At 67.9% G+C, this 20,800-nt stretch carries 17 protein-coding genes; 14 read left to right on the top strand and 3 right to left on the bottom strand.

Annotated features, from left to right (window positions below; genetic code table 11):
• Window positions 1-126: 126 nt before the first annotated feature.
• The 7 genes from IEX25_RS06655 to IEX25_RS06625 are packed head-to-tail and all read left to right on the top strand — an operon-like array spanning window position 127 to window position 8,053.
• Window positions 127-906, top strand: a complete 780-nt coding sequence (locus tag IEX25_RS06655; RefSeq protein WP_188714541.1) for an ABC transporter ATP-binding protein — start codon at window positions 127-129, stop codon at window positions 904-906.
• A complete protein-coding gene (locus IEX25_RS06650; protein ID WP_188714540.1) occupies window positions 896-2,845 on the top strand; it encodes an AMP-dependent synthetase/ligase in 1,950 nt (649 codons plus the stop codon). The genes IEX25_RS06655 and IEX25_RS06650 overlap by 11 nt, the downstream gene beginning before the upstream one ends.
• The gene (locus IEX25_RS06645) at window positions 2,845-3,723 is read left to right on the top strand and encodes a branched-chain amino acid ABC transporter permease (RefSeq protein WP_188714539.1); all 879 of its coding nucleotides are present in this window, start codon (window positions 2,845-2,847) and stop codon (window positions 3,721-3,723) included. The genes IEX25_RS06650 and IEX25_RS06645 overlap by 1 nt, the downstream gene beginning before the upstream one ends.
• Before the next feature lie 4 nt (window positions 3,724-3,727).
• A complete protein-coding gene (locus IEX25_RS06640) occupies window positions 3,728-4,801 on the top strand; it encodes a branched-chain amino acid ABC transporter permease (RefSeq protein ID WP_103172042.1) in 1,074 nt (357 codons plus the stop codon).
• Between the two features lie 38 nt (window positions 4,802-4,839).
• Entirely contained in the window at window positions 4,840-6,069 is a 1,230-nt protein-coding gene (locus tag IEX25_RS06635; protein WP_103172043.1) for an ABC transporter substrate-binding protein, read from the top strand.
• A 4-nt stretch (window positions 6,070-6,073) separates the two neighbouring features.
• On the top strand, window positions 6,074-6,862 hold the full coding sequence (locus tag IEX25_RS06630; protein WP_188714538.1) for an ABC transporter ATP-binding protein: 789 nt from the start codon (window positions 6,074-6,076) through the stop codon (window positions 6,860-6,862).
• 9 nt (window positions 6,863-6,871) lie between these two features.
• Window positions 6,872-8,053 (top strand): phenylacetate--CoA ligase family protein, encoded by a 1,182-nt coding sequence (locus IEX25_RS06625; protein ID WP_188714537.1) that lies wholly within the window; start codon window positions 6,872-6,874, stop codon window positions 8,051-8,053.
• Here the strand turns inward: IEX25_RS06625 and IEX25_RS06620 are convergent, their stop codons facing one another.
• From IEX25_RS06620 to IEX25_RS06610, 3 genes are all read right to left on the bottom strand, one after another.
• Window positions 8,054-8,725 (bottom strand): Crp/Fnr family transcriptional regulator, encoded by a 672-nt coding sequence (locus IEX25_RS06620; protein ID WP_158247961.1) that lies wholly within the window; start codon window positions 8,723-8,725, stop codon window positions 8,054-8,056.
• 278 nt (window positions 8,726-9,003) lie between these two features.
• A complete protein-coding gene (locus tag IEX25_RS06615; RefSeq protein ID WP_103172047.1) occupies window positions 9,004-10,260 on the bottom strand; it encodes a glycerate kinase type-2 family protein in 1,257 nt (418 codons plus the stop codon).
• Entirely contained in the window at window positions 10,257-11,033 is a 777-nt protein-coding gene (locus IEX25_RS06610; RefSeq protein WP_103172048.1) for an FCD domain-containing protein, read from the bottom strand. The genes IEX25_RS06615 and IEX25_RS06610 overlap by 4 nt, the downstream gene beginning before the upstream one ends.
• A 95-nt stretch (window positions 11,034-11,128) precedes the next feature.
• On the opposite strand from IEX25_RS06610, the gene IEX25_RS06605 reads away from it, so the two are divergent.
• The 7 genes from IEX25_RS06605 to IEX25_RS06575 all read left to right on the top strand — a co-directional run bounded on the left by IEX25_RS06605 (window position 11,129) and on the right by IEX25_RS06575 (window position 20,791).
• The gene (locus tag IEX25_RS06605) at window positions 11,129-12,571 is read left to right on the top strand and encodes an FAD-linked oxidase C-terminal domain-containing protein (protein ID WP_205049007.1); all 1,443 of its coding nucleotides are present in this window, start codon (window positions 11,129-11,131) and stop codon (window positions 12,569-12,571) included.
• Window positions 12,568-13,662 carry an FAD-binding protein gene (locus tag IEX25_RS06600; RefSeq protein ID WP_188714536.1) on the top strand — a complete coding sequence of 365 codons (1,095 nt, stop codon included), beginning with the start codon at window positions 12,568-12,570 and terminating at the stop codon, window positions 13,660-13,662. The genes IEX25_RS06605 and IEX25_RS06600 overlap by 4 nt, the downstream gene beginning before the upstream one ends.
• Window position 13,663: 1 nt before the next feature.
• Entirely contained in the window at window positions 13,664-14,974 is a 1,311-nt protein-coding gene (gene glcF, locus IEX25_RS06595; protein WP_188714535.1) for a glycolate oxidase subunit GlcF, read from the top strand.
• Window positions 14,975-15,073: 99 nt separating this feature from the next.
• Window positions 15,074-17,167 carry a TonB-dependent receptor gene (locus tag IEX25_RS06590; RefSeq protein WP_188714534.1) on the top strand — a complete coding sequence of 698 codons (2,094 nt, stop codon included), beginning with the start codon at window positions 15,074-15,076 and terminating at the stop codon, window positions 17,165-17,167.
• Window positions 17,164-18,063, top strand: a complete 900-nt coding sequence (locus IEX25_RS06585) for an ABC transporter substrate-binding protein (RefSeq protein ID WP_188714644.1) — start codon at window positions 17,164-17,166, stop codon at window positions 18,061-18,063. Before IEX25_RS06590 ends, IEX25_RS06585 begins: the two co-directional genes overlap by 4 nt.
• The gene (fhuB, locus tag IEX25_RS06580; RefSeq protein ID WP_188714533.1) at window positions 18,060-20,024 is read left to right on the top strand and encodes a Fe(3+)-hydroxamate ABC transporter permease FhuB; all 1,965 of its coding nucleotides are present in this window, start codon (window positions 18,060-18,062) and stop codon (window positions 20,022-20,024) included. Before IEX25_RS06585 ends, fhuB begins: the two co-directional genes overlap by 4 nt.
• Window positions 20,021-20,791, top strand: a complete 771-nt coding sequence (locus IEX25_RS06575) for an ABC transporter ATP-binding protein (protein ID WP_188714532.1) — start codon at window positions 20,021-20,023, stop codon at window positions 20,789-20,791. Before fhuB ends, IEX25_RS06575 begins: the two co-directional genes overlap by 4 nt.
• Window positions 20,792-20,800: the final 9 nt, after the last annotated feature.

The raw sequence follows: 20,800 nt of genomic DNA, 5'->3' as shown, positions 1-20,800 counted from the left end.
TCTTTTCGGTTTACCCAAAATCGCATCCGATGCTAGCCTTTCCTTATCCACGGTCGGAGGAGGAACCGGCCGGCAAGACTGTTTGGGAGGACAGGCTATGCGCGGACTGAACGGGCTTGTGCCCGCATGAGCGATCATACCCTTGTCTGCGACAATGTCGTGCGCCGTTTCGGCGGCGTCGTCGCGCTGAAGAACGTATCCGTGGCCGTGAACCGGGGGGAAATCTTCGGCCTGGTCGGGCCGAACGGTTCCGGCAAGACCACGCTGGTCAATGCCATCACCGGCTTCTATCCGCCGCAGGAAGGCACGATCACGCTGGACGGCCAGCAGATCAACGGGCTGAAGCCGTTTCGCATCGCCTCCATGGGGGTGGCGCGCACCTTCCAGAACGTGGCGCTGTTCCACGGCATGTCGGTCCTCGACAACATCCTGATGGGCCGGCACATCTTCATGAAGCCCAATCCGCTGGCCTCCTTCTTTTATCCCTGGTGGGCGCAAAAGGAAGAAGTGGCCCACCGCCGCCATGTCGAGGAGGTGATCGACCTTCTGCAACTGGCGCCTGCGCGCGACGAACATGTCGACGTGATCCCCCTGGGCCTGCAGAAGCGGGTCGAACTGGCCCGCGCGCTGTGCGCCGAACCGCGCCTGCTGGTCCTGGACGAACCGATGGCCGGCATGAACCAGGAGGAAAAGGAATACATGGTCCGTTTCATCCTGGACGCGCAGGAGGCCCTGGGCCTGACGGTCCTGATCATCGAACATCACATGGATGTCGTGACCGCGCTTTGCGACCGGGTTCTGGTCCTGAACAACGGCCAGGAAATCGCCCAGGGCCCGGCACGCGAAGCCATCGCCGATCCCCGCGTGGTCGAGGCCTATATCGGAAAGCCCCGCCATGCAGCATGATCCGGTGAACATCGCCCAGGCCCAGGCGCTGCATCCGAACTGGCGCCAAGACGACACGATCTTGGCGCGCCTGGCGCAGAACGCGGCCGAGGTGCCGAACCAGGTCGCCATGCGCGAACGCGACCACGGCATCTGGCAGGAATATACCTGGGCCGACTACCTGCGGGCCGTGGTGGAATTCGCCGCAGGCCTTGAGGCGCGCGGCGTGAAGCCCGGCGACGTGGTCATGGTGATCGGCGACAACCGCCCGAACCTGTATTTCGCGATGCTGGGCGCGGCCTGCCTGCGGGCGATCCCGTCGCCCGCCTATGCCGATGCCCCGACCGAGGAACTGGCCGCCCAGATGGAGCGCGAGGATATCCGCGTCGCCGTGGCCGAGGACCAGGAACAGGTGGACAAGATGCTGGAGGCCAAGGGCCGCTGGACGCATCTGGATCTGGTGATCTATGACGACCCGCGCGGGCTTGCGGGCCGCGAACCGGCTGGCGTGGCGGGCTTCGACGCGATCCGCGCCGAAGGGGCTGCGCGGCTGAAGGCCGATCCGAACCTTGCCAGGAACCTGATCGCTCGGTCCACGATCCATGACATCGTGGTGCTGATGCATTCGTCCGGCACCACCGGCGCGCCCAAGGGCATCCCGCTGAAACACGGCCATGTCCTGTCGGGCGTCCGCAACGCCGCCGCCGCAGGCTATTTCCAGCAGGGCGAAGTCCACATGGCCTATCTGCCGATGGCCTGGGTCGGCGACTTCATCTTCTCGGTCGGCGCGGCGATGGAATTGCGCTTCACTGTCAACATCCCCGAGGCGAACGAAACCGCGCTGCACGACCTGCGGGAAATGGCGCCCACGCTGTACTTCGCATCCCCCCGCGCATGGTCGGCCATGCTGACCCGCGTGCAGGTGGGGATTGCGGAAACCACCGGCATCAAGCGCTGGCTTTACGACTATTTCATGCCCCGCGCGATGGAGGCGGAACGCGCCCGCCTGGACGGCAAGCCCGCGGGCGGCGGTCTGACGCGATTCCTGGGCGAATGGCTGATCTATGGCCCGATCCGCGACCAGCTTGGCCTGGGCCGCGTGAAGCGCGCCTATACTGCCGGAGAGGCCATCGGCGAGGACGTGTTTTTGTGGTTCCGCGCCATCGGCCTGAACCTGCGCCAGTTCTATGGTCAGACGGAAAACTGCGCCCTGGCGGTTGCGCAAAAGCCCGAGGACATCTCGCTGACCACGGTCGGGCGCCCCTTCCCGGGCGTGGAGATGAAGATCGACGAGCATGGCGAGATCCTGCTGCGCGGCGACAACATCTTCGACGGCTATTTCCAGAACCCGAAAGCCAGCGCCGAGGCGCTGCAGGACGGCTGGCTGCACACGGGCGATGCGGGCCAGATCGAACCCGACGGGCAGTTGGTCGTCCTTGGCCGCGTGTCCGAGGTGGTGGAAAAACGCGACGGCACCCGCTTCATCGCCACCTACCTGGAAAACCGGCTGAAATTCAGCCCCTATATCAAGGACGCCGCCGTCATCGGCAAGGGCCGCGACATGCTGGTGGCGATCGTCTGCATCGACTTCCAGGCGGTGGGCCAATGGGCGCAGGAACATGGCGTGGCCTATACCTCCTATGCCGAACTGTCCCAGGCCAGCCGCATCTATGACCTGATCTCGGGCGAGATCGCGGCCGTGAACGCCCATCTGCCGCATGGGCTGTCCATCGACCGCTTCGTGAACCTGCACAAGGAATTCGACCCCGACGACGGAGAGGTCACGCGGACCCGCAAGCTCAAGCGCAACGTGATCGACGACCGATACGGCCCGATCATCGAGGCGCTGAACCGGGGCGACGACCAGATCGACTTCAAGGCGCAGATCACCTATGAAAACGGCCAGACCGGGTCGCTGGACCGGGTGCTGCGGCTGTCCGACGTGAAGGGGGCCGCGTGATGGCTTATTTCCTGGAACTGCTGATCTCGGGCGCGCTGACCGGGCTGATGTATTCGCTGGTCGCCCTGGGCTTCGTGCTGATCTATAAATCCGCGGGCGTGCCGAACCTGGCGCAGGGCGCCCTGGTGATGACGGCGGGCTATGCGGTCTGGCTGGTCATGGCCTGGGGCCTTCATGTCTGGATCGCCATCCCGCTTGCGGCCGCGATCATGTTCGGCTTCGGCCTTGTGGTGGAACGGCTGCTGCTGCGCCGCATGGTCGGCCAGCCGGTCATCATGGTGGTGATGCTGACCCTGGGGCTTGAGATCCTGCTGCGCGGCATGGTGCCGGGCATCCTGGGATCGACGCCCAAGCCCATCGACCTGGGGATCGACTTCGCCCCCATCATCATCGGCGACGTCTTCATCAACCGCACCTCGCTTTACGGCGGCATCATCGCCTTGGCTCTGGTCGGCGCCTCGCTTCTGTTCTTCCGTACCCGGACCGGCACCAAGCTGCGCGCCGTGTCGGACGACCATGTGTCCAGCTGGGCCGTGGGCATCTCCGTGGAACGCGCCATCGGCATTTCCTGGGGCCTGGCGGGCATCGCCGCCGTGGTCGCGGGGGCGCTGTGGGGATCCTCGCAGGGCGTTGACTGGACGCTCTCCGCGCTGCTGTTTCCGGCGGTCGCCGTGGTGATCCTGGGCGGCGTCGATTCGGTGCCCGGCGTCCTGGTGGGCGGCATCCTGGTGGGCGTCCTGGGCACGGTCATCCCCGGATACCTGGACAGCTTCGCGGGCGGTTCGACCCGCGATGTCGTCACCTCGCTCATCATCCTGCTGACCATCATGGTCCGCCCCTTCGGCATCTTCGGCCGAGAAGACATCGAGAGGATCTGACGCCATGTTCTATCGCCTCTCGGGGACGTATCACACCAGCTATCAGGCCGACCGCAAGCTGTGGAAGATCCCCACGGACCGCTGGCTGGTGATCGGGCTTCTGGTGCTGGCGCTTCTCGCGCCGCTCTATGTCTCGCCGCTGTATCTGGGCAGCTATGTCCTGCCCTGGGTGATCTGGTCGGCGGCCGCGCTGTCGCTGACGCTGCTGATGGGCCTGGCGGGGCAGCTGCATTTCGGCTTTGCCGCCGTGATGGCGATCGGGGCCTATGCCTCGATCCACCTGGTGCGGGCGGGCGTGCCCTTCGAACTGGCGCTGCTGCTCTCGGGGCTGATCTCGGCGGTGATCGGCGCGATCTTCGGGGGCGCGGCGCTGCGGGTGAAGGGGCTTTACCTGGTGATGGCCACGCTGGCGATGCAATATCTGGTCGATTGGGTCGTGGTGAACGTGCCCGCGATTTCCGGGGGCGCGCACGCGACCCTGCGCACGCCTGCGGTCAGCTTCCTGTTCTTTCCCATCGAAAGCCTTTCGGCGCGCTATTGGCTGGCGCTTGGCTGGGCGGTGCTGCTGACGGTGTTCTTCATGAACGTCAAGCGCACTTCGTTCGGGCGCGCCCTTGTGGCGATTCGTGACAAGGATTTCGCCGCCGCCGTGATCGGGGTCGATCCCTTCAGGACCAAGCTGATGGCCTTCTTCACCTCGTCCTTCATGGGCGGCGTGACGGGCGCGATCCTGGCCTTCTGCTTCTATCGCGCGGTGACGCCGGAACAGTTCGGCTTCAACGTGTCCATCCAGCTTGTCGCCATGGTGCTGGTGGGGGGCCTGGGATCGGTGATCGGATCCTGGCTGGGCGCGGGCTTCGTGCTGCTGGCGCCGATCTTCCTGACCAACCTGGTATCGGGCCTTGCCGCATCCGGCTGGGTGCCGGTCAGCCAGAACTTCCTGTCGCACCTGCCCCTGATGATCTACGGCGCGATGATCATCGGCTTCCTGCTTCTGGAACCGCTGGGCCTGGCCAAGATCTATGACAACATCCGCAAGTATTTCCTGGTCTGGCCCTTCCGCCACGCCAGAAGCTGACCCTGAGAGGGGGAACGCATAACATGGGAGGAAAACACATGACCTTTCTGCGCAAGCTGGCGCTGACGACGGCCCTGGTGGCCGGGCTGTCCGCCCCCGTGGCCGCCGAGGACGTAAAGTTCGGCCTGCTTCAGGATTTCACGGCGGTTTATACCTTTGTGACCGGCCAGTATAACCAGGGCCAGCAGGATTACCTGGCCCTTGTGAACGCCGAAGGCACGCTGGGCGACGGCAATACCGTCACCGCCATCGTGCGCGACACCGGCAACCAGCCGCAGCGCGGGATCGAGGCCTATAACCGCGCCAAGGAGGAAGGCGCGGTTCTGTTCGACTTCCTGTCCACGCCCGTGTCCGCCGCCATCCTGGACCAGGCGCAGGCCGACAAGAACGTGGTCATCACCCCCGCCCACGGGCGCGGCGACGCCTCCGACGGCACGGTCTTCCCCTATGTCTTTCCGATGTTCGCGACCTATTGGGCGCAGGCCGCGGCCCTGATCGAACACATGAAGGAAACCGGCGGGCTGGAAGGCAAGAAGATCGCCATCGTCCATATCGACAGCCCCTTCGGCCGCGAACCCGGCCCGATCCTGCAGGCCCTCTCCGAACAGGAAAAGTTCGAGTTCCAGGCCTTCCCCTATGCCAGCCCCGGCAACGAGCAATCCGCCGCCTGGTCCGAGGTTCGGCGTTACCGCCCCGATTATGTCCTGATCTGGGGCGCGGGCGGCGGTCAGGCCGTGTCGGTCCGCACCGCCATCCAGAACGGCATCCGCCCCGAACAGATCCATTCGGTGATCTGGCTGGCCGAAACCGATGCCGCCAACGTGGGCCCGCAGATGAAGGGCGTGAAGCGCTTCGAGGCCACGGCCTCGGGCACCGACCATCCGATCATCCAGCGCATCCAGGAAAAGGTCATCGACGCGGGCAAGGGTTCGGGCGACCAGGCCAATGTCGGCACCAGCTATTACAACCTGGGCGTCGCCACCATGGCCGTCGCGGTCGAGGCCGCGCGCCTGGGCATGGAAGGCGGCCAGCCCTTGACCGGCGACGCGCTGAAGGCAGGCTTCGAGAAGATCGCGGGCTTTGACGCCGAAGGGCTGATGCCGCCCGTCACCTATACCGCCGAGGACCACCAGGGCGGCGGCGCAGGCCGGGTGTCGGAATGGGACGGCGAGAAATGGGTGCCGGTCAGCGAATGGCACGCCGCCTATCCCGAGCTGATCCGCCAGGTGATCGAGGAATCGGCCGCCAAATACGCAGCCGAGCACTGACGCCATGCCCGCGCTTGTTCTGGAAAACGTCGAGGTGATCTATGACAAGGTCTTCCTTGCCATCAAGGGCGTCTCGCTTGAGGTTGGCGAGGGCGAGATGGTCGCCCTGCTGGGATCGAACGGCGCGGGCAAATCGACGACGCTGAAATCCATCTCGGGGCTCTTGGGCCCCGAGCGTGGGCTGGTCACGCGGGGCGAAATCCGCTGGGGCGACCGGTCGATCCTGAACATGGGGGCGCCCGAACGCGTGGCGGGCGGGCTGGTGCATGTGCTGGAAGGCCGGCGCATCTTCGGCCACCTGACCCCGGACGAAAACCTGGTCGCCGCCTATCGCGGGCGTTCCGTCGCGCGCTTCAACGAGTTGCGCGAACAGGTTTATGCCTATTTCCCGCGTCTCAGGGAACGCATCAAGTCCAAGGCCGGATACCTGTCGGGCGGGGAACAGCAGATGCTGGCCATCGGCCGGGCGCTGATGACGGAACCGAGGCTCATCATGCTGGACGAGCCGTCACTGGGCTTGTCGCCCCTGCTGGTGCAGGAAATCTTCGGCATCATCGGGGAAATCAACGCGCGCGAGGGGCTGTCGGTGCTGCTGGTCGAACAGAATGCCGCCGCCACCCTGGACATCGTTTCCCGCGCCTATCTGATCGAGCAGGGGCAGGTGGTGATGTCGGGGGCGGCCGAGGTGCTGAAGTCGAACCCCGACGTGCAGGACTTCTATCTGGGCGGGGCGGAACATACCGACTACCGCAACGTCAAACACTATCGCCGGCGCAAGCGCTGGCTGGCCTGAGGAAAGCCCATGACCGTCGATCTTGACCACGCCCGCGACACGCGCGAGGGGACCCCGCTTGCCCGCCTGAACGCGCAACTGGCGCGGATGCGCGACACCCAAGCCTTCTGGACGGACCTGCCTGCAATGCCGTTGGACAGCCTGGCCGACCTCGCGCGCCTGCCGGTGCTGCGCAAGTCGGATCTGGTCGAATTGCAGGGCAAGGATGCGCCCTTCGGCGGGCTGACGGGCGGTCCGGTATCCGGGTTGCGGCGGCTGTTCGTGTCGCCCGGCCCGATCTTCGACCCGGAAGGGCGCGGGCCGGACTGGTGGGGATCGGCGGCGGCGCTGTCCGCCGCCGGGGTGCAGGGGGGCGACGTGATCCTCAACACCTTCTCCTATCACCTGACGCCCGCCGCCTTCATCTTCGAGGCCGGGGCCGAGGCCCTGGGCTGCCCGGTCATTCCGGCCGGTCCCGGCAACACCGCCGACCAACTTGTGGCGATCCGGCAATACCGCCCGCGCGTCTATGTGGGCGTGCCGGATTTCCTGAAGATCATCCTGGACAAGGCGGATGAAGGGGGCGTGGACCGGTCCTGCCTTCAGGTGGGCATGGTCACGGGCGCGGCCCTGCCCGACAGCCTGCGTGCCGAACTTTCGTCGCGCGGCGTGGCCGTCAGCCAGTGCTACGGCACCGCCGACCTTGGCATCGTGGCCTATGAGGATGGCGGGCCGGGCATGGTGCTGAATGACAGCGCGATCGTGGAAATCGTCCGCCCCGGCACCGGCGATCCCGTCCCCGACGGCGAGGTGGGCGAGATCGTGGTGACGCGGCTTGACGCCGACTATCCCCTGCTGCGCTTCGCCACGGGCGACATGTCGGCCATCATCCCCGGCGCGACGGGCGCGCGCCGCATCAAGGGCTGGATGGGCCGCGCCGACCAGGCGGCCAAGGTCAAGGGCATGTTCGTGCGCCCCGAACAGATCGCGGCCATCGGCCGCGCGGTCCCGGGCTGCGGGCGCCTGCGCCTGGAAATCAGCCGCAGCGGCGAACAGGACCGGATGCACCTGCTGGCGGAACATCCCGACAGCAGCGCCGCCGCCGCGTTGTCGGAAAGACTGGCCGAGATCACCCGCCTGAAAGGCTCGGTCGAGGTGGTGGCGCCGGGCAGCCTGCCCAATGACGGCCGGGTCATCGCCGACCTGCGATGATTATTCGACCGCCGGCGCCCCGTCCGCCAGCCGCGTCCGGTCCAGCACGCGGACGGCGCTGCGGCCCATTTCGATGATGCCGGCGTCGCGCAATTCGCCCAGCATCTTGTTGACGGTCTGGCGCGAACAGCCGATGACCACGCCAAGCTGCGACTGGCTGATGCGCACCGCATCGTCCGAATCGCCGGTCAACTGGCGCAGGTACAGCCGCATCCGCTGGTCGGCGGTATAGTAATGATCCGCCGTGCGGTTGCGGTTTTCCCGCATCAGCCGGTCGTGCAGCAGCGTGCACAGGTTGGGGATCAGGATCTGCGGCGGGACATGGGTGTAAAGCGCCTTGGCGGGACAGAACAGCACCGTCGTATCGGTCAGGGTGACGCAGCCGGCCGCGCAGGGCCGACCCGACAGGGCCTCGACCTCGCCCAGCATCTCGCCCGCGGTGGCGATGTGGATGATCACCTGATTGCCCGAACTGTCGACATAGCAGACCTCGACCCGGCCCGAGGCGATGAAATAGCTGCCGGTGGTCGGCTCGCCCTGGCGCAGGATGGGGGTCGAGGCCTTCACGAGGCGAGAGGTGCAGGCCGACAGCAGCGCGTATTTCTGGTCCCGTGTCAGACCTGTCAGGATCGGGGCCTGGAACAGATGGGCGAAATCGTGCGGATCAATCATCGCGGACAGGTCCATCGGCAACGGGGCTGAGTGCCAGTAAACCAAAGTGGACCATGAATGGAACGTAAAAATGGCTATCCCGGCCCCAAGGGGCACCGCATCAACATGATGCAACGGGATAGCCGTAACTCGCACTCAACCATAATCTTGCAGCGCACCACGACTGCGCCCTTAGACTGATAGTCCTTTTGTCTGGCACGAAGTGTCAACCAGACGACATTTCCGCCCTCAAAACGCAGTTGTGCAGGAAACTTGCGCGGCAATGCCCGTCGCATTTGTCACAATATCAACATGACCCTGAAATCGTTCACATTGGTCAAGGTGGGTCCGGTCACCACCTGCGCCCCGAGGGCTGCGAAAAACCCGTGCGCATCGTTCCGGTCCAGCGCAAGCCTGGCTTGGGCGGGGGGGATCGACGTCAAGGTCCGGGGCGAAATCAGCGCCCCCGCGACATCCGCCGCGCCATCCACCCCATCGGTGTCGCAGGCCAGGGCATGAAGATTCGGCGCGCCGTCCAGGGCCAGGGCCAGGGCCAGGCAATATTCGGCATTCGGCCCGCCCAGGCCGTCGCCCCGGCGGGTCACGGTCAGTTCACCCCCCGACAGGATCACCAGGGGCGAATCGCCCGGCCGGCGCGCGGCCTGTCGCGCCAGGGCCAGCCGGGCATGATCCGCCGCCACCTCCCTCGCCTCGCCTTCCAGCGAATCGCCCAGGGTTTCGACCGCGCAGCCCAGGTCGCGGGCCAGGTCGGCGGCGGCTTGCAGCGATTGGGCGGGGGCGGCGATGATGCGGTTTTCGACCCGCGACAGGCGCGGATCGCCGGGCGGGACCACCCCGCTGCCCCCTTCCAGAACGCGGGCCAGGCTTGGCGACTGCGGGATGCCCCAGCGATCCAGCACCGCGCGGGCGTCAGCAGGGGTGGACGGATCGCCGACCGTCGGCCCCGATCCGATCACCCCCGGATCGTCGCCCGGCACGTCGGAAATCATCAGCGTCAGCATCCGCGCGGGCCATGCGGCGGCGGCCAGTTGCCCGCCCTTCACGCGGGACAGATGCTTGCGCACCGTGTTCATGGCCCCGATCGGCGCCCCCGAAGCCAACAGCGCGGCATTCACCGCCTGCTTTTCCGCCAGGGTCAGGCCCTGGGCCGGGGCGCACAGCAGCGCCGAGGCTCCGCCCGAGATCAGCGCCAGCACAAAGTCGTCCTGCCCCAGGCCGTCCAGCAGCGACAGCATCCGCAGCGTGGCCTGCGCGCCCGCCTCATCGGGGACGGGATGGGAAGCCTCGACGATCTCGATGCCCTGGCAAGGGCGGGCATGGCCATGGCGGGTGATGACCAGGCCTTCGCAGGGCCCCCAGGCGGCTTCCACGGCCTCGGCCATGCGCGCGCTGGCCTTGCCCGCGCCGACGACCACGACCCGGCCGGACGGCCTGGGCGGCAGATGGGCCGCCAGCATCCGCATGGGATCGGCGGCCTGGACGGCGCGGTCGAACAGGCCGCGCAGGAAGGCGGCGGGATCGGTCACGGGGTTCATCGTCTTTGCCCCAAACCCCCGCCGGACTGACGGCGGCGGGCGGTTTCGTCATGGGCCTGCGATTCGGCGATGTCGCGGGCGGCCTTGCGGACATAGGCCAGATGCGCATGGGCAGCGCTCCGGGCGGCATCGGGATCGCCCGACAGGATCGCCAGGCCGATGGCGCGGTGCTGGTCGCGCAGATGGTCGCGGATCCGGTGCAAGGTGAACATCCGCCCCCTGTTCCGCGCCACGTTGCTGCGCAGGTTGCCCGACAGCGCCCGCATGATCTGCAAAAGGACAAGGTTGTGGCTCGCCTCATAGATCGCCTGGTGCAGGGCGGCGTCGGCCTCGGCCTCGTCGGCGGGATTGGCGGCGGCATGGGCGGCCTCGATCGCGTCAAGGGCTGCGGCAATGCGATCGCGATCCAGTTCCGTGGCCCGCAGCGCGGCCAGCCCCGCCGCGTGGCTTTCGACCACGTCCCGGAAATCCAGGTAATCGTCCTCGACTTCGGGGTGGTCGGCCAGAAGCGCGATCAGCGGGTCGGTGATCGCCGCCCGGCCCAAGGCCGCCACCCGCAACCCGCGTCCCTTTTCGCCCGTCAGCAGCCCCCGATCCTGCAGGATCCGCAGCCCGTCCCGCAGCGTCGGACGCGACACGTTCAGCCGCGCCGCAAGATCGCGTTCCGGCAGAAGCCCTTCGTCGGGGGCCAGCGATCCTTCAAGGATCAGCGTCTCGATATGCCGCGCCACGGCCTCGGCCGCGCGTTCGGGGCGGATGGAAAAGTCGGTCATGGCAAGAACCCTAGTGTCGCGCCCATTTCATCGCAATTGACAGGCTTGGTCAATTTATTTTACCAAGGCCCGAACACGGAGGCAAAGCCATGTCCATCGCCATGCCGACACCCGATGCGGGGGTCATCGCCCGGGGTCCGCAGATCGTCGCCGCCCTGCGCGCCGTCCTGCCCCCGGACGCGGTGATCGACGATCCCCAGGAAACCCGCGCCTATGAATGCGACGCGCTGACGGCATACCGTTGCCCGCCGCTGGCCGTGGTCCTGCCGCGCAGCACGGCCGAGGTCGCGGCCGCCATGCGCATCTGCGGCCAGATGGGCGTGCCGGTGGTCCCGCGCGGGGCGGGCACCTCGCTTGCGGGGGGCGCGCTGCCCACGGCAGATTGCGTGATCCTGGGCACCATGCGCCTGCGCGAGGTGCTGGAGATCGACACGGACAACCGCTTCATCCGCGTCCAGACCGGCGTGACCAACCTGTCGGTCAGCGCGGAACTGGAACCATACGGCTTCTTCTATGCGCCCGACCCGTCCTCGCAACTGGCCTGCACCATTGCGGGCAATATCGCGATGAACTCGGGCGGGGCGCATTGCCTGAAATACGGGGTCACCACCAACAACCTTCTGGGCGCGACCGTGGTCCTGACGACCGGAGAGGTCGTGGAACTGGGCGGGCCGGAACTTGGCCCTGCGGGCCTGGACCTGCTGGGCGTGCTGTGCGGGTCCGAAGGCCAGCTTGGCGTCGTGACCGAGGCGACCCTGCGCATCCTGCCCCGCCCCGAAGGCGCGCGGCCCGTGCTGATCGGCTTCGATTCCCCCGAGGTCGCGGGCGAATGCGTGGCCAACATCATCCGGTCCGGCGTGCTGCCGGTCGCCATCGAATACATGGACGAACCCTGCCTGCGCGCGGTCGAGGCCTTCGCCAAGGCCGGATACCCCGATTGCCCCGCCGTCCTGATCGTCGAGGTCGAGGGGTCCAAGGCCGAGATCGACGACCAGATCGCCCGCATTCGCGCCATCGCCGACGCCCTGAACCCCGTCGAGTTCCGCGAAAGCCGCAATGCCGACGAGGCGCTGGCGATCTGGAAGGGCCGCAAGTCGGCCTTCGGCGCGATGGGGCGCTTGGGCGACTACATCTGCCTGGACGGCACCGTTCCCGTGGGCCAGTTGCCCTATACCCTGCGCCGAATCGGCGAACTGTCCCGCCAGCACGGGCTGGAGGTCGCGAATGTCTTTCACGCGGGCGACGGCAACATGCATCCTCTGATCCTGTTCAACGCCAACAAGCCCGGCGACCTGGCCCGGGCCGAGGCCTTCGGCTTCGACATCCTGCGCCTGTGCGTCGAGGTCGGCGGCTGCCTGACCGGCGAACATGGCGTGGGCGTGGAAAAGCGCGACCTGATGGGGGACCAGTATGCGCCCGACGACCTGGCGATCCAGATGCAGGTGAAGGATGTCTTCGACCCCGGCTGGCTTCTGAACCCCGCCAAGGTCTTTCCGCTGGACGCCAGCGCCGCCCACCGCGCGAGGGCTGCGGAATGAGCGTCGCCCTGGATCTTGCCCCCGCGACCGAGGCCGAAGTCGCGGAAGTCCTGGCCGATTGCCATGCCCGGCGCACCCCCCTGCGCCTCACGGGCGGCGGCACGCGGGTCGAAAACCGCGCGGCCGGCGAAACCCTGTCGCTGTCGCGCCTGTCCGGCGTCGTGACCTATTCCCCGGGCGAGATGACGCTGATCGCCCGTCCCGGCACACCATTGCCCGAGATCGAACGGATGCTGGCCGCGGAAGGCCAGGCCCTGGCCTTCGAGCCGCCCGACATGCGCCCCGTCCTGGGGGGCAACGGCACGCCCACCCTGGGCGGCACCGTCGCCGCCAATGCCAGCGGCCCGCGCCGCCTTCTGGTCGGGGCCTGCCGCGATCACCTGCTGGGGGTGCGTTTTGTCGATGGTCGCGGACGCATCCTGAAGAACGGCGGACGGGTGATGAAGAACGTCACCGGCCTGGATCTGTCCAAGCTGCTGGCCGGATCGCACGGCACCCTCGCCGTCCTGACCGAGGTGGTGCTGAAGACCCTGCCGCTGCTGCCCGCCCGCACGACCCTGGCCTTTCCCGGCGTGACCGAGGACATCGCCCTGCGCATCTTCACGACGGCTTTGTCCACCCCCTATGAGGTGTCGGGCGCGGCCCATGTCGGCGGCGCGGCCTATCTGCGGATCGAGGGGCTGGATGGCCAGCTTGCCTATCGCCGCGACCGTCTGCTGGCCCTGCTGGCGGACCACCGCCCCGAGGTGATGGACGAGGCCCCTTGGCAAGCCATCCGCGACGTGGCGCATTTCGCCGGCGGCGGCCCGCTGTGGCGGATCCTGTGCAAGCCCAGTGATGCGCCCGGCCTTTGCGACCGCTTGCGGAGAATGGGCGGGGACTGCTCGCTGGACTGGGGGGGCGGCCTGATCTGGTATCATGGCCCCGGCAACCCGCGCGCCCTTGCCCCCTATGCCACGCTGGTCCGCCGCGAGGGCGCGGAAGGCCCGGCCTTCCCGCCGCTGCCCCCTGCCGTCGCGCGGCTTCAGGACGGGCTGCGCCGCAGCTTCGACCCGGCGGGCATCCTCAACCCCGGCCTGATGGACGCTTAAGATGCAAACGACCTTTACCGCCCAGCAACTGGCCGATCCACTGACCGCGCGGTCGAACGAGATCCTGCGGACCTGCGTCCATTGCGGTTTCTGCACGGCGACCTGCCCCACCTACAAGGTGCTAGGGGACGAATTGGACAGCCCGCGCGGGCGGATCTATCTGATCAAGGACATGCTGGAAAACAGCCGCGTGCCCGATGCCAAAACCGTCCAGCATATCGACCGCTGCCTGTCCTGCCTGTCCTGCATGACCACCTGCCCGTCGGGCGTGCATTACATGCACCTGGTCGATCACGCGCGGGAATATATCGAGGCGAACTATCGCCGCCCCCTGCCCGACCGGCTGCTGCGCTGGATGCTGGCCAAGATCCTGCCCTATCCCGGCCGCTTCCGGCTGGCGCTGCGTGGCGCGAAACTGGGCCGTCCCTTCCGCCGCCTGCTGCCCGACCCCCGGCTGCGCGCGATGCTGGACATGGCCCCCCGCGACATCCCGCCGCCCAGCCTGAACGACCGTCCGCAGGTCTTCGCGGCCCAAGGCGCCCGCCGCAAGCGGGTGGCGCTGCTGGTGGGCTGCGCGCAGCGGGCGCTGAACACCGACATCAACGACGCCACCATCCGCCTGCTGCGCCGCCATGGCTGCGAGGTGGTGATCCCCAAGGGCCTCGGCTGCTGCGGCGCGCTGACCCATCACATGGGCCGCACCGACGAAAGCCATGCCATGGCCGCGGCCAACATCCGCGCGGTCATGGCCGAGGTGAAGGGCGACGGCCTGGACGCAGTGGTCATCAATACCTCGGGCTGCGGGACCACGGTCAAGGATTACGGCCACATGTTCGCGGGCGATCCGCTGGAAGCCGACGCGGCGCGCGTGGCCGGTCTGGCCCGCGACATCACCGAGGTCATGGCCGACCTGGGCCTGTCGGACGCGACCCATGCCGCACCCCTGCGCGTCGGCTATCACGCCGCCTGTTCGCTGCAGCACGGACAGCAGATCAAGGCCACGCCCAAGGAATTGCTGGCCGATGCCGGCTTCACCGTGCTGGAACCGAAGGACAGCCATATTTGCTGCGGATCGGCGGGCACCTATAACCTGATGCAGCCCGCGATCAGCGCCGAGTTGAAGGCCCGCAAGGTCGCCACGCTGGAGGCCATCCGCCCGCAGGTCATCAGCGCCGGGAACATTGGCTGCATGATGCAGATCGGGTCGGGCACGGGCGTGCCGGTCGTCCATACCGCCGAACTGCTGGACTGGGCCACCGGCGGTCCGCGGCCCCGGGCCTTGCAGGGCATGGACATGTTGCAGCCGGGATAATGGTATAGAATTTCTGTCGGGAATCCTTGACGCGAAGCGCAGGATCGGGTGAATGCTGACCCGTCCAACAATCGCTCAGCGGCTTCCAGCAGGTTCCCCATGTCCGGTCTGTCCCGATCCCTTTTCCTGGCAAGCGTCAGCGCGCTTGCTCTGGCCTGTCCCGCCCTGGCGCAGGATGCCGCCGCACCTGCCGACGATTCGGTTTTCGTGCTGGGCGACATCACGCTGACCGTGGATGACGTCGCAGGCTATTTCGCCAACGGCGCGCAGGCCACCAAATCCGCGCTGCCGATCAGCGAGGCGCAGCAATCCATCAGCGTCGTGACCGAGGAGCAGATCACCGAGCAAGATTCCGAGAACCTGGGCGAGGCGCTGAACTATTCCACCGGCGTGCTGGGCCAGCCCTTCGGCAACGACCCGCGGTTCAACAACCCGACCCTGCGGGGCTTTCCCGGCGAACGCGCGCAGTATGTGAACGGCTTGCGCCAGGGCCGCCTGTTCGGCGCCGTCGATTACGAAACCTACGGGATGCAGCAGGTCGAGGTTCTGCGCGGGCCCTCGTCGTCGCTTTATGGGTCCGGCTCGCCCGCGGGGATCATCAACCAGGTCCAGAAGCGCGCCCAGTCCACCGATTTCGGCGAGATCGGGCTGGGCCTGGACAGCGACAAAGGCAAGCAGCTGTTCTTCGATGTGAACCGTGCCCCCAATGCGGATCTGTCCTGGCGCCTGACCGGGACGGGACGCGACATCCGCACCCAGGTCGATGACCTGGACAACAAGCGCGGCTATCTGGCGGGTGCGGTCCGCTGGACCCCGGACGAGGCGACGACGATCGACTTCCTGTCGTCCTTCACCAAGGATTCGCCGATCACGCCGGTGGGCGTGCCCTATGCGCTGGCGCAATCGGGCGATCTGGACGACCTGCGCGACCTCAACGCAAGCGAGCCGGACTTCGACGACAGCGATCGCAGGCTGTTCACCCTGGGGGTCGAGGTCAGCCACGAACTGGCGAATGGCTGGACCCTGTCACAGGGCGTGCGCTACGAGGACTTTGACTGGAACTACGACGCGACCTCCTGCGCCTTCTTCTGTCCGTTGAACGCGGACGGCACCTTCGACCGCACCACCATCCGCCAGAGCGAGGACAGCCGGACCATCAGCGCCGACACCCGCCTGTCGGGCGAGATCGTGACGGGCGCGGCCACCCATCAGGTGCTGCTTGGGCTGGACGTGCAGAAATACGATTCGGAAGACTTCACCATCTTCGGCACGGCGGCGCCGCTGGATCCGTCGAACCCGGTGTACAATCCCGATGCCGTGACGCTGGACGGTTTCGCAGGCGGGCGCGACATCACCTTCAAGCAGATCGGCCTTTACGCCCAGGACGAGGTGTCTCTAGGCAACTGGCGCGGATCGGCAGGCATCCGCTATGACCGGGCGGAACAGGACGGCCTGTCCTATGGGTCGGATTCGAGCTTTGACGACAGCCAGGTGACGGGGCGGCTGGGCCTTGGCTATGCCTTCGCCAACGGGCTTCTGCCCTATGCCAGCTATTCGACCTCGTTCGAGCCGCTGCCGGGCACCGACATCGAGGGCGCGGCCCTGCAACCGACTGAAGGCAAGCAGTGGGAGGTCGGCCTGAAATACAGCCCCGCCGCCTTTGACGGGCTGTTCACCGCCGCCATCTACGACCTGCGCCAGACCAACCTGACCCGCCCGGTGTCCGAGCAGATCGGCGGCGAAATCCGCAGCGGCCTTCGCCAGATCGGCGAGGCCAGGTCACGCGGGCTGGAACTGTCGGCCATCGCCACGGTTGCCGAGGGCTGGGACGTGCAAGCCAGCTATGCCTATAACGACACCGAACAGCTTGAAGGCGACAACGAGGGCAATGCCCTGCCCAACGCCCCCAAGCACCTTGCCAGCCTGTGGGTGATGCGCGATTTCGGCAACGGCATCCGCGCGGGCGGCGGCATCCGCCATGTGGGCGAACGCTTCGGGGACGAGGCCAATGCCCTGGAACTGGACAGCCAGACCCTGGTGGATCTGGGCGCCAGCTATACCCGCGGCAATGTCGAGGCTGCGCTGAACGTCTCGAACCTGACCGACAAGGCCTATGTCGCAAGCTGTTCCAATTTCGGCTGTTTCTTCGGCGAAGGCCGCACCCTGTCGGCGACGGTCAAGTACACATGGTGACGGGCGGGGGCATCATGCCCTCGCGTCGTGCGATCCTGTCCGCCGCCGGGGCATTCCTGGCGGCGGGTTTGCCTTTGCGGGCGGCCCCATCCGCGCCACGTCTGGCAGCCATCGACTGGGCGATGCTGGAAACGGCAACGGCCATCGGCCACATGCCGGTCGCCGCCGCCGAACTGGTCCGCTTCCGCGCCGATGTGATCACGCCCGCGATTCCCCCAGATGTAACCGACCTGGGCCTGCGCGGCGCCCCGAACTTCGAGCTGCTGCAGCTGGTCCGGCCGGACCTGATCCTGTCCTCGCCCTTCTACACCCATTACGAGGATCGGCTGCGCCAGGTCGCCCCGGTCCTGTCCCTGCCCTTCTTCGTGCCTGGCGAACCGCCCCTGCCCAAGGCCCTTGCCGCGCTGACGGCCTTGGCAGACGCTATCGGCGATCCGGCCGCGAGCGCGCGTGCCAGGGCAGAAACCGAGGCCACCCTGGACAGCCTTGCCGCGCGGCTGGCGCCCTTCCGCGACAGGCCGGTGGCCCTGGTCAATATCGGTGACGGGCGTCACATGCGGGTCTTCGGTTTCGACAGCCTGTTCGGCAGCACCCTGGACCGGCTGGGCCTGCGCAATGCCTGGGCCGGCGACACCGCCTTCAGCTTCCTTGCCCCCGTTCCGCTGGAGCGTCTGGCGGACATGCCCGATGCCCGGCTGGTCAATATCGGCACCCTGCCCCCTGCGGCCGACCGCGCCCTGTCGCGCAGCATCCTGTGGCGCGCCCTGCCCCCGGTGGCCCAGGGGCGGACCCATCTGCTGTCTGATGTCAACGCCTTCGGCGCCGTTCCTGCCGCGTTGCGCTTTGCCACGCTGCTGGCACAGGCCTTCGAAACAGGGCCAAAGGCCATCGCATGACCGCGCGGTTGCTGCCCCTTGCCCTGCTGGCATCGGCCCTGTGGCTGTGGGCGGCGCTGCATCTGCTGCCCTTGGCCCAATGGCCCGCCTGGCCGCTGGATCCGGCACGGATGGACATTCCGCAGATCCTGCTGGGTTTCGGGCTGATGCCGCGCGGCATCGTCGCCCTGCTGGCAGGCGCGGCCCTGGGCCTGTCGGGCGCGATGCTGCAGGTCGTCCTGCGCAACCCCGTGGCCGACCCGACCACGCTGGGGATCTCGGCCGGGGCGCAACTGGCGCTAGTGACGGCCACGATCATGGCCTCTGGCCTGTTGCAGGAAGGACGCTGGCCGGTGGCCCTGGCGGGTGCGGGACTGGCGGCCGGGCTGGTCCTGCTGATCGGCGCGCGGCGGGCCTTTGCGCCGGTGACGATGGTGATCGCGGGGATGCTGGTCGGCATGACCGCCAGCGCGGTGGCCACGGCCATGACGCTGGCGCAGGGCGAATACCTGCTGTCGCTGGTGATCTGGAACGGCGGTTCGCTGGTCCAGCAGGACTGGTCGGGGGTGCGGGCGCTAGCGGCGGTGCTGGCCTTCGGCGCCGCAGCGGCGGCCCTGCTGGCGCGTCCCCTGCGCGTGCTGTCGCTGGGCACCGAGGGCGCGCAGGGCCTGGGCCTGAACGTGGCCGCGGTGCGCCTTCTGGCCGTCGGCGTGGCGGTGATCCTGGCCGCCGCCGTGTCCGCCGAACTGGGGCTGGTCGCCTTCGTGGGCCTGGCCGCGCCCGCCTTGGCACGATCGATGGGCGCTGTGTCGATCCCGCGCCTGCTGGCCCTGTCGCCGCTGGTCGGCGCGCTGATCCTGTCGGTTTGCGACGGGCTGGTGCTGCTGGTGGCAGGCCAGGTGGGCGAGATGTTTCCGACCGGCGCGCTGACCGGCCTGATCGGCGGGCCGCTGCTGATCTGGCTGTTGCCGCGCCTGCGCGGATCGACCCCGCCCGGAACCGAACGCGCCGAAGGCCCCGCGCCGCGCCGCGAACGACCCGCGCCGCTGCTGATCGGGCTGGCGGTGTCGCTGGTCGTTGCCGCCCTTGTGCTGGTCTGGATCGGCCGGGTGCCGGGCGGATGGGCGGTGCTGGACGCCCAAAGCTTCGCGGCCTTTCTGCCCATGCGCCTGCCGCGCCTGATCGCGGCGGCATCCGCCGGTGCGGCCCTGGCGATCGCGGGCGCGATCCTGCAACGGCTGACGGCGAACCCGCTGGCCTCGCCCGAGGTGCTGGGCGTTTCGGGCGGCGCGGCCATGGGCTATGCGGGCGTGGTCTATCTGGTGGCGGCGCCCACGGCTGCCGCGCTGACGGCGGGCACGATGGCCGGGGGCGCGCTGGCCTTGATCCTGATTGCGGCCTTCGTCAGCCGCCGCGACATGCCCGCCGAACGCGTGCTGCTGGCGGGGATTGCGGTGTCGGCTCTGGCCTCGGCGCTGCTGTCGGCGGCGATGGCCGTGGGCGATGCGCGGTCCTTCCAGATCCTTGCCTGGCTGTCGGGGTCCTCCTCGGCCGTCACCATGCCGGGCGCGCTGGCGCTGGCGGCGGTGGCGGCGGTGCTGTGGACCGGGGCGCTTGCCGCGCGACGCTGGCTGGCGGTGCTGCCGCTTGGCGCCGGCGTCGCGGGCGGGCTTGGCCTGCCGCTGCGACCGGCGCGGATGGTGCTGATCGCATTGGCCGGGATGGCCACCGGCGCGGCGACCGTGCTGGTCGGCCCCTTGTCCTTCGTGGGCCTGATGGCCCCGCACATGGCCCGTCGCCTGGGCCTTGCCCGACCCGGCGATCACGTCACGGGTGCCGCGCTGATCGGGGCGGGGCTGATGCTGGCCGCCGATTTCGGGGCGCGGATGGCGGGCTTTCCCTATGAACTGCCGCTGGGGCTGTTCGCGTCCCTGATCGGCGCGCCCTGGCTGATCTGGCTGATGATGAGACCGCAGCGATGAGCCTTTTTTCCATCACCGACCTGAGCGTCGATGTCCCCGACCGCCGGTTGCTGCACGGGTTGACGCTGGACCTGCCGCCGGGCCGGATGATCGCGCTGATCGGCCATAACGGATCGGGCAAATCCACGCTGCTGAAGGTGCTGGCCCGGCAGATGACGGCCAGCGGCGGCCGTGTCGCCTTCGAAGGCAGGGCCCTGGCCGACTGGCGCGCGCGCGATTACGCCCGCCGCCTGGCCTTCCTGCCCCAGCACCCCCCTGCCGCCGAGGGCATGACCGTGCGCGAGCTTGTGGCCCTTGGCCGCTATCCCTGGCACGGCGCGCTTGGCCGGTTCGGTCCCGATGACCACGCCGCCGTCGCCCGCGCCATGGCCGAATGCGGCGTGACCCCCTTTGCCGACCGCCTGGTCGATACCCTGTCGGGCGGCGAACGCCAGCGTGCCTGGCTGGCGATGATGGTCGCGCAAGAAGCGGGAACCCTGCTTCTGGACGAGCCGATCAGCGCGCTGGACATCGCCCACCAGGTCGAGGTTCTGGCGCTTGTCCGCCGCATGTGCCATGAGGCGAACCGCAGCGCCGTGATCGTCCTGCACGAGGTCAACATGGCCGCCCGGTTCTGCGACCATGTCGTCGCGCTGAAGGCCGGGTGCCTGGCCTTGCAGGGCGGCCCCGCCGACCTGATGCGGCCTGACGCGCTGCAAGATATCTATGGCCTGCCCATGCAGGTGCTGACACGCCCGGATGGCAGCCCGGTTGCCATTCCCGCCTGAAGGAAACAA

The sequence above is a fragment of the Paracoccus acridae genome (assembly GCF_014642735.1).
GTDB lineage: Bacteria > Pseudomonadota > Alphaproteobacteria > Rhodobacterales > Rhodobacteraceae > Paracoccus > Paracoccus acridae.
This window is presented reverse-complemented; position numbering and strand designations above follow the sequence as displayed.

Coding starts and splice junctions, on each gene's coding strand:
- IEX25_RS06655 (WP_188714541.1), top strand. CDS start 127: ATGAGCGATCATACCCTTGTCTGCGACAATGTCGTGCGCCGTTTCGGC.
- IEX25_RS06650 (WP_188714540.1), top strand. CDS start 896: ATGCAGCATGATCCGGTGAACATCGCCCAGGCCCAGGCGCTGCATCCG.
- IEX25_RS06645 (WP_188714539.1), top strand. CDS start 2,845: ATGGCTTATTTCCTGGAACTGCTGATCTCGGGCGCGCTGACCGGGCTG.
- IEX25_RS06640 (WP_103172042.1), top strand. CDS start 3,728: ATGTTCTATCGCCTCTCGGGGACGTATCACACCAGCTATCAGGCCGAC.
- IEX25_RS06635 (WP_103172043.1), top strand. CDS start 4,840: ATGACCTTTCTGCGCAAGCTGGCGCTGACGACGGCCCTGGTGGCCGGG.
- IEX25_RS06630 (WP_188714538.1), top strand. CDS start 6,074: ATGCCCGCGCTTGTTCTGGAAAACGTCGAGGTGATCTATGACAAGGTC.
- IEX25_RS06625 (WP_188714537.1), top strand. CDS start 6,872: ATGACCGTCGATCTTGACCACGCCCGCGACACGCGCGAGGGGACCCCG.
- IEX25_RS06620 (WP_158247961.1), bottom strand. CDS start 8,725: ATGATTGATCCGCACGATTTCGCCCATCTGTTCCAGGCCCCGATCCTG.
- IEX25_RS06615 (WP_103172047.1), bottom strand. CDS start 10,260: ATGAACCCCGTGACCGATCCCGCCGCCTTCCTGCGCGGCCTGTTCGAC.
- IEX25_RS06610 (WP_103172048.1), bottom strand. CDS start 11,033: ATGACCGACTTTTCCATCCGCCCCGAACGCGCGGCCGAGGCCGTGGCG.
- IEX25_RS06600 (WP_188714536.1), top strand. CDS start 12,568: ATGAGCGTCGCCCTGGATCTTGCCCCCGCGACCGAGGCCGAAGTCGCG.
- glcF (WP_188714535.1), top strand. CDS start 13,664: ATGCAAACGACCTTTACCGCCCAGCAACTGGCCGATCCACTGACCGCG.
- IEX25_RS06590 (WP_188714534.1), top strand. CDS start 15,074: ATGTCCGGTCTGTCCCGATCCCTTTTCCTGGCAAGCGTCAGCGCGCTT.
- fhuB (WP_188714533.1), top strand. CDS start 18,060: ATGACCGCGCGGTTGCTGCCCCTTGCCCTGCTGGCATCGGCCCTGTGG.
- IEX25_RS06575 (WP_188714532.1), top strand. CDS start 20,021: ATGAGCCTTTTTTCCATCACCGACCTGAGCGTCGATGTCCCCGACCGC.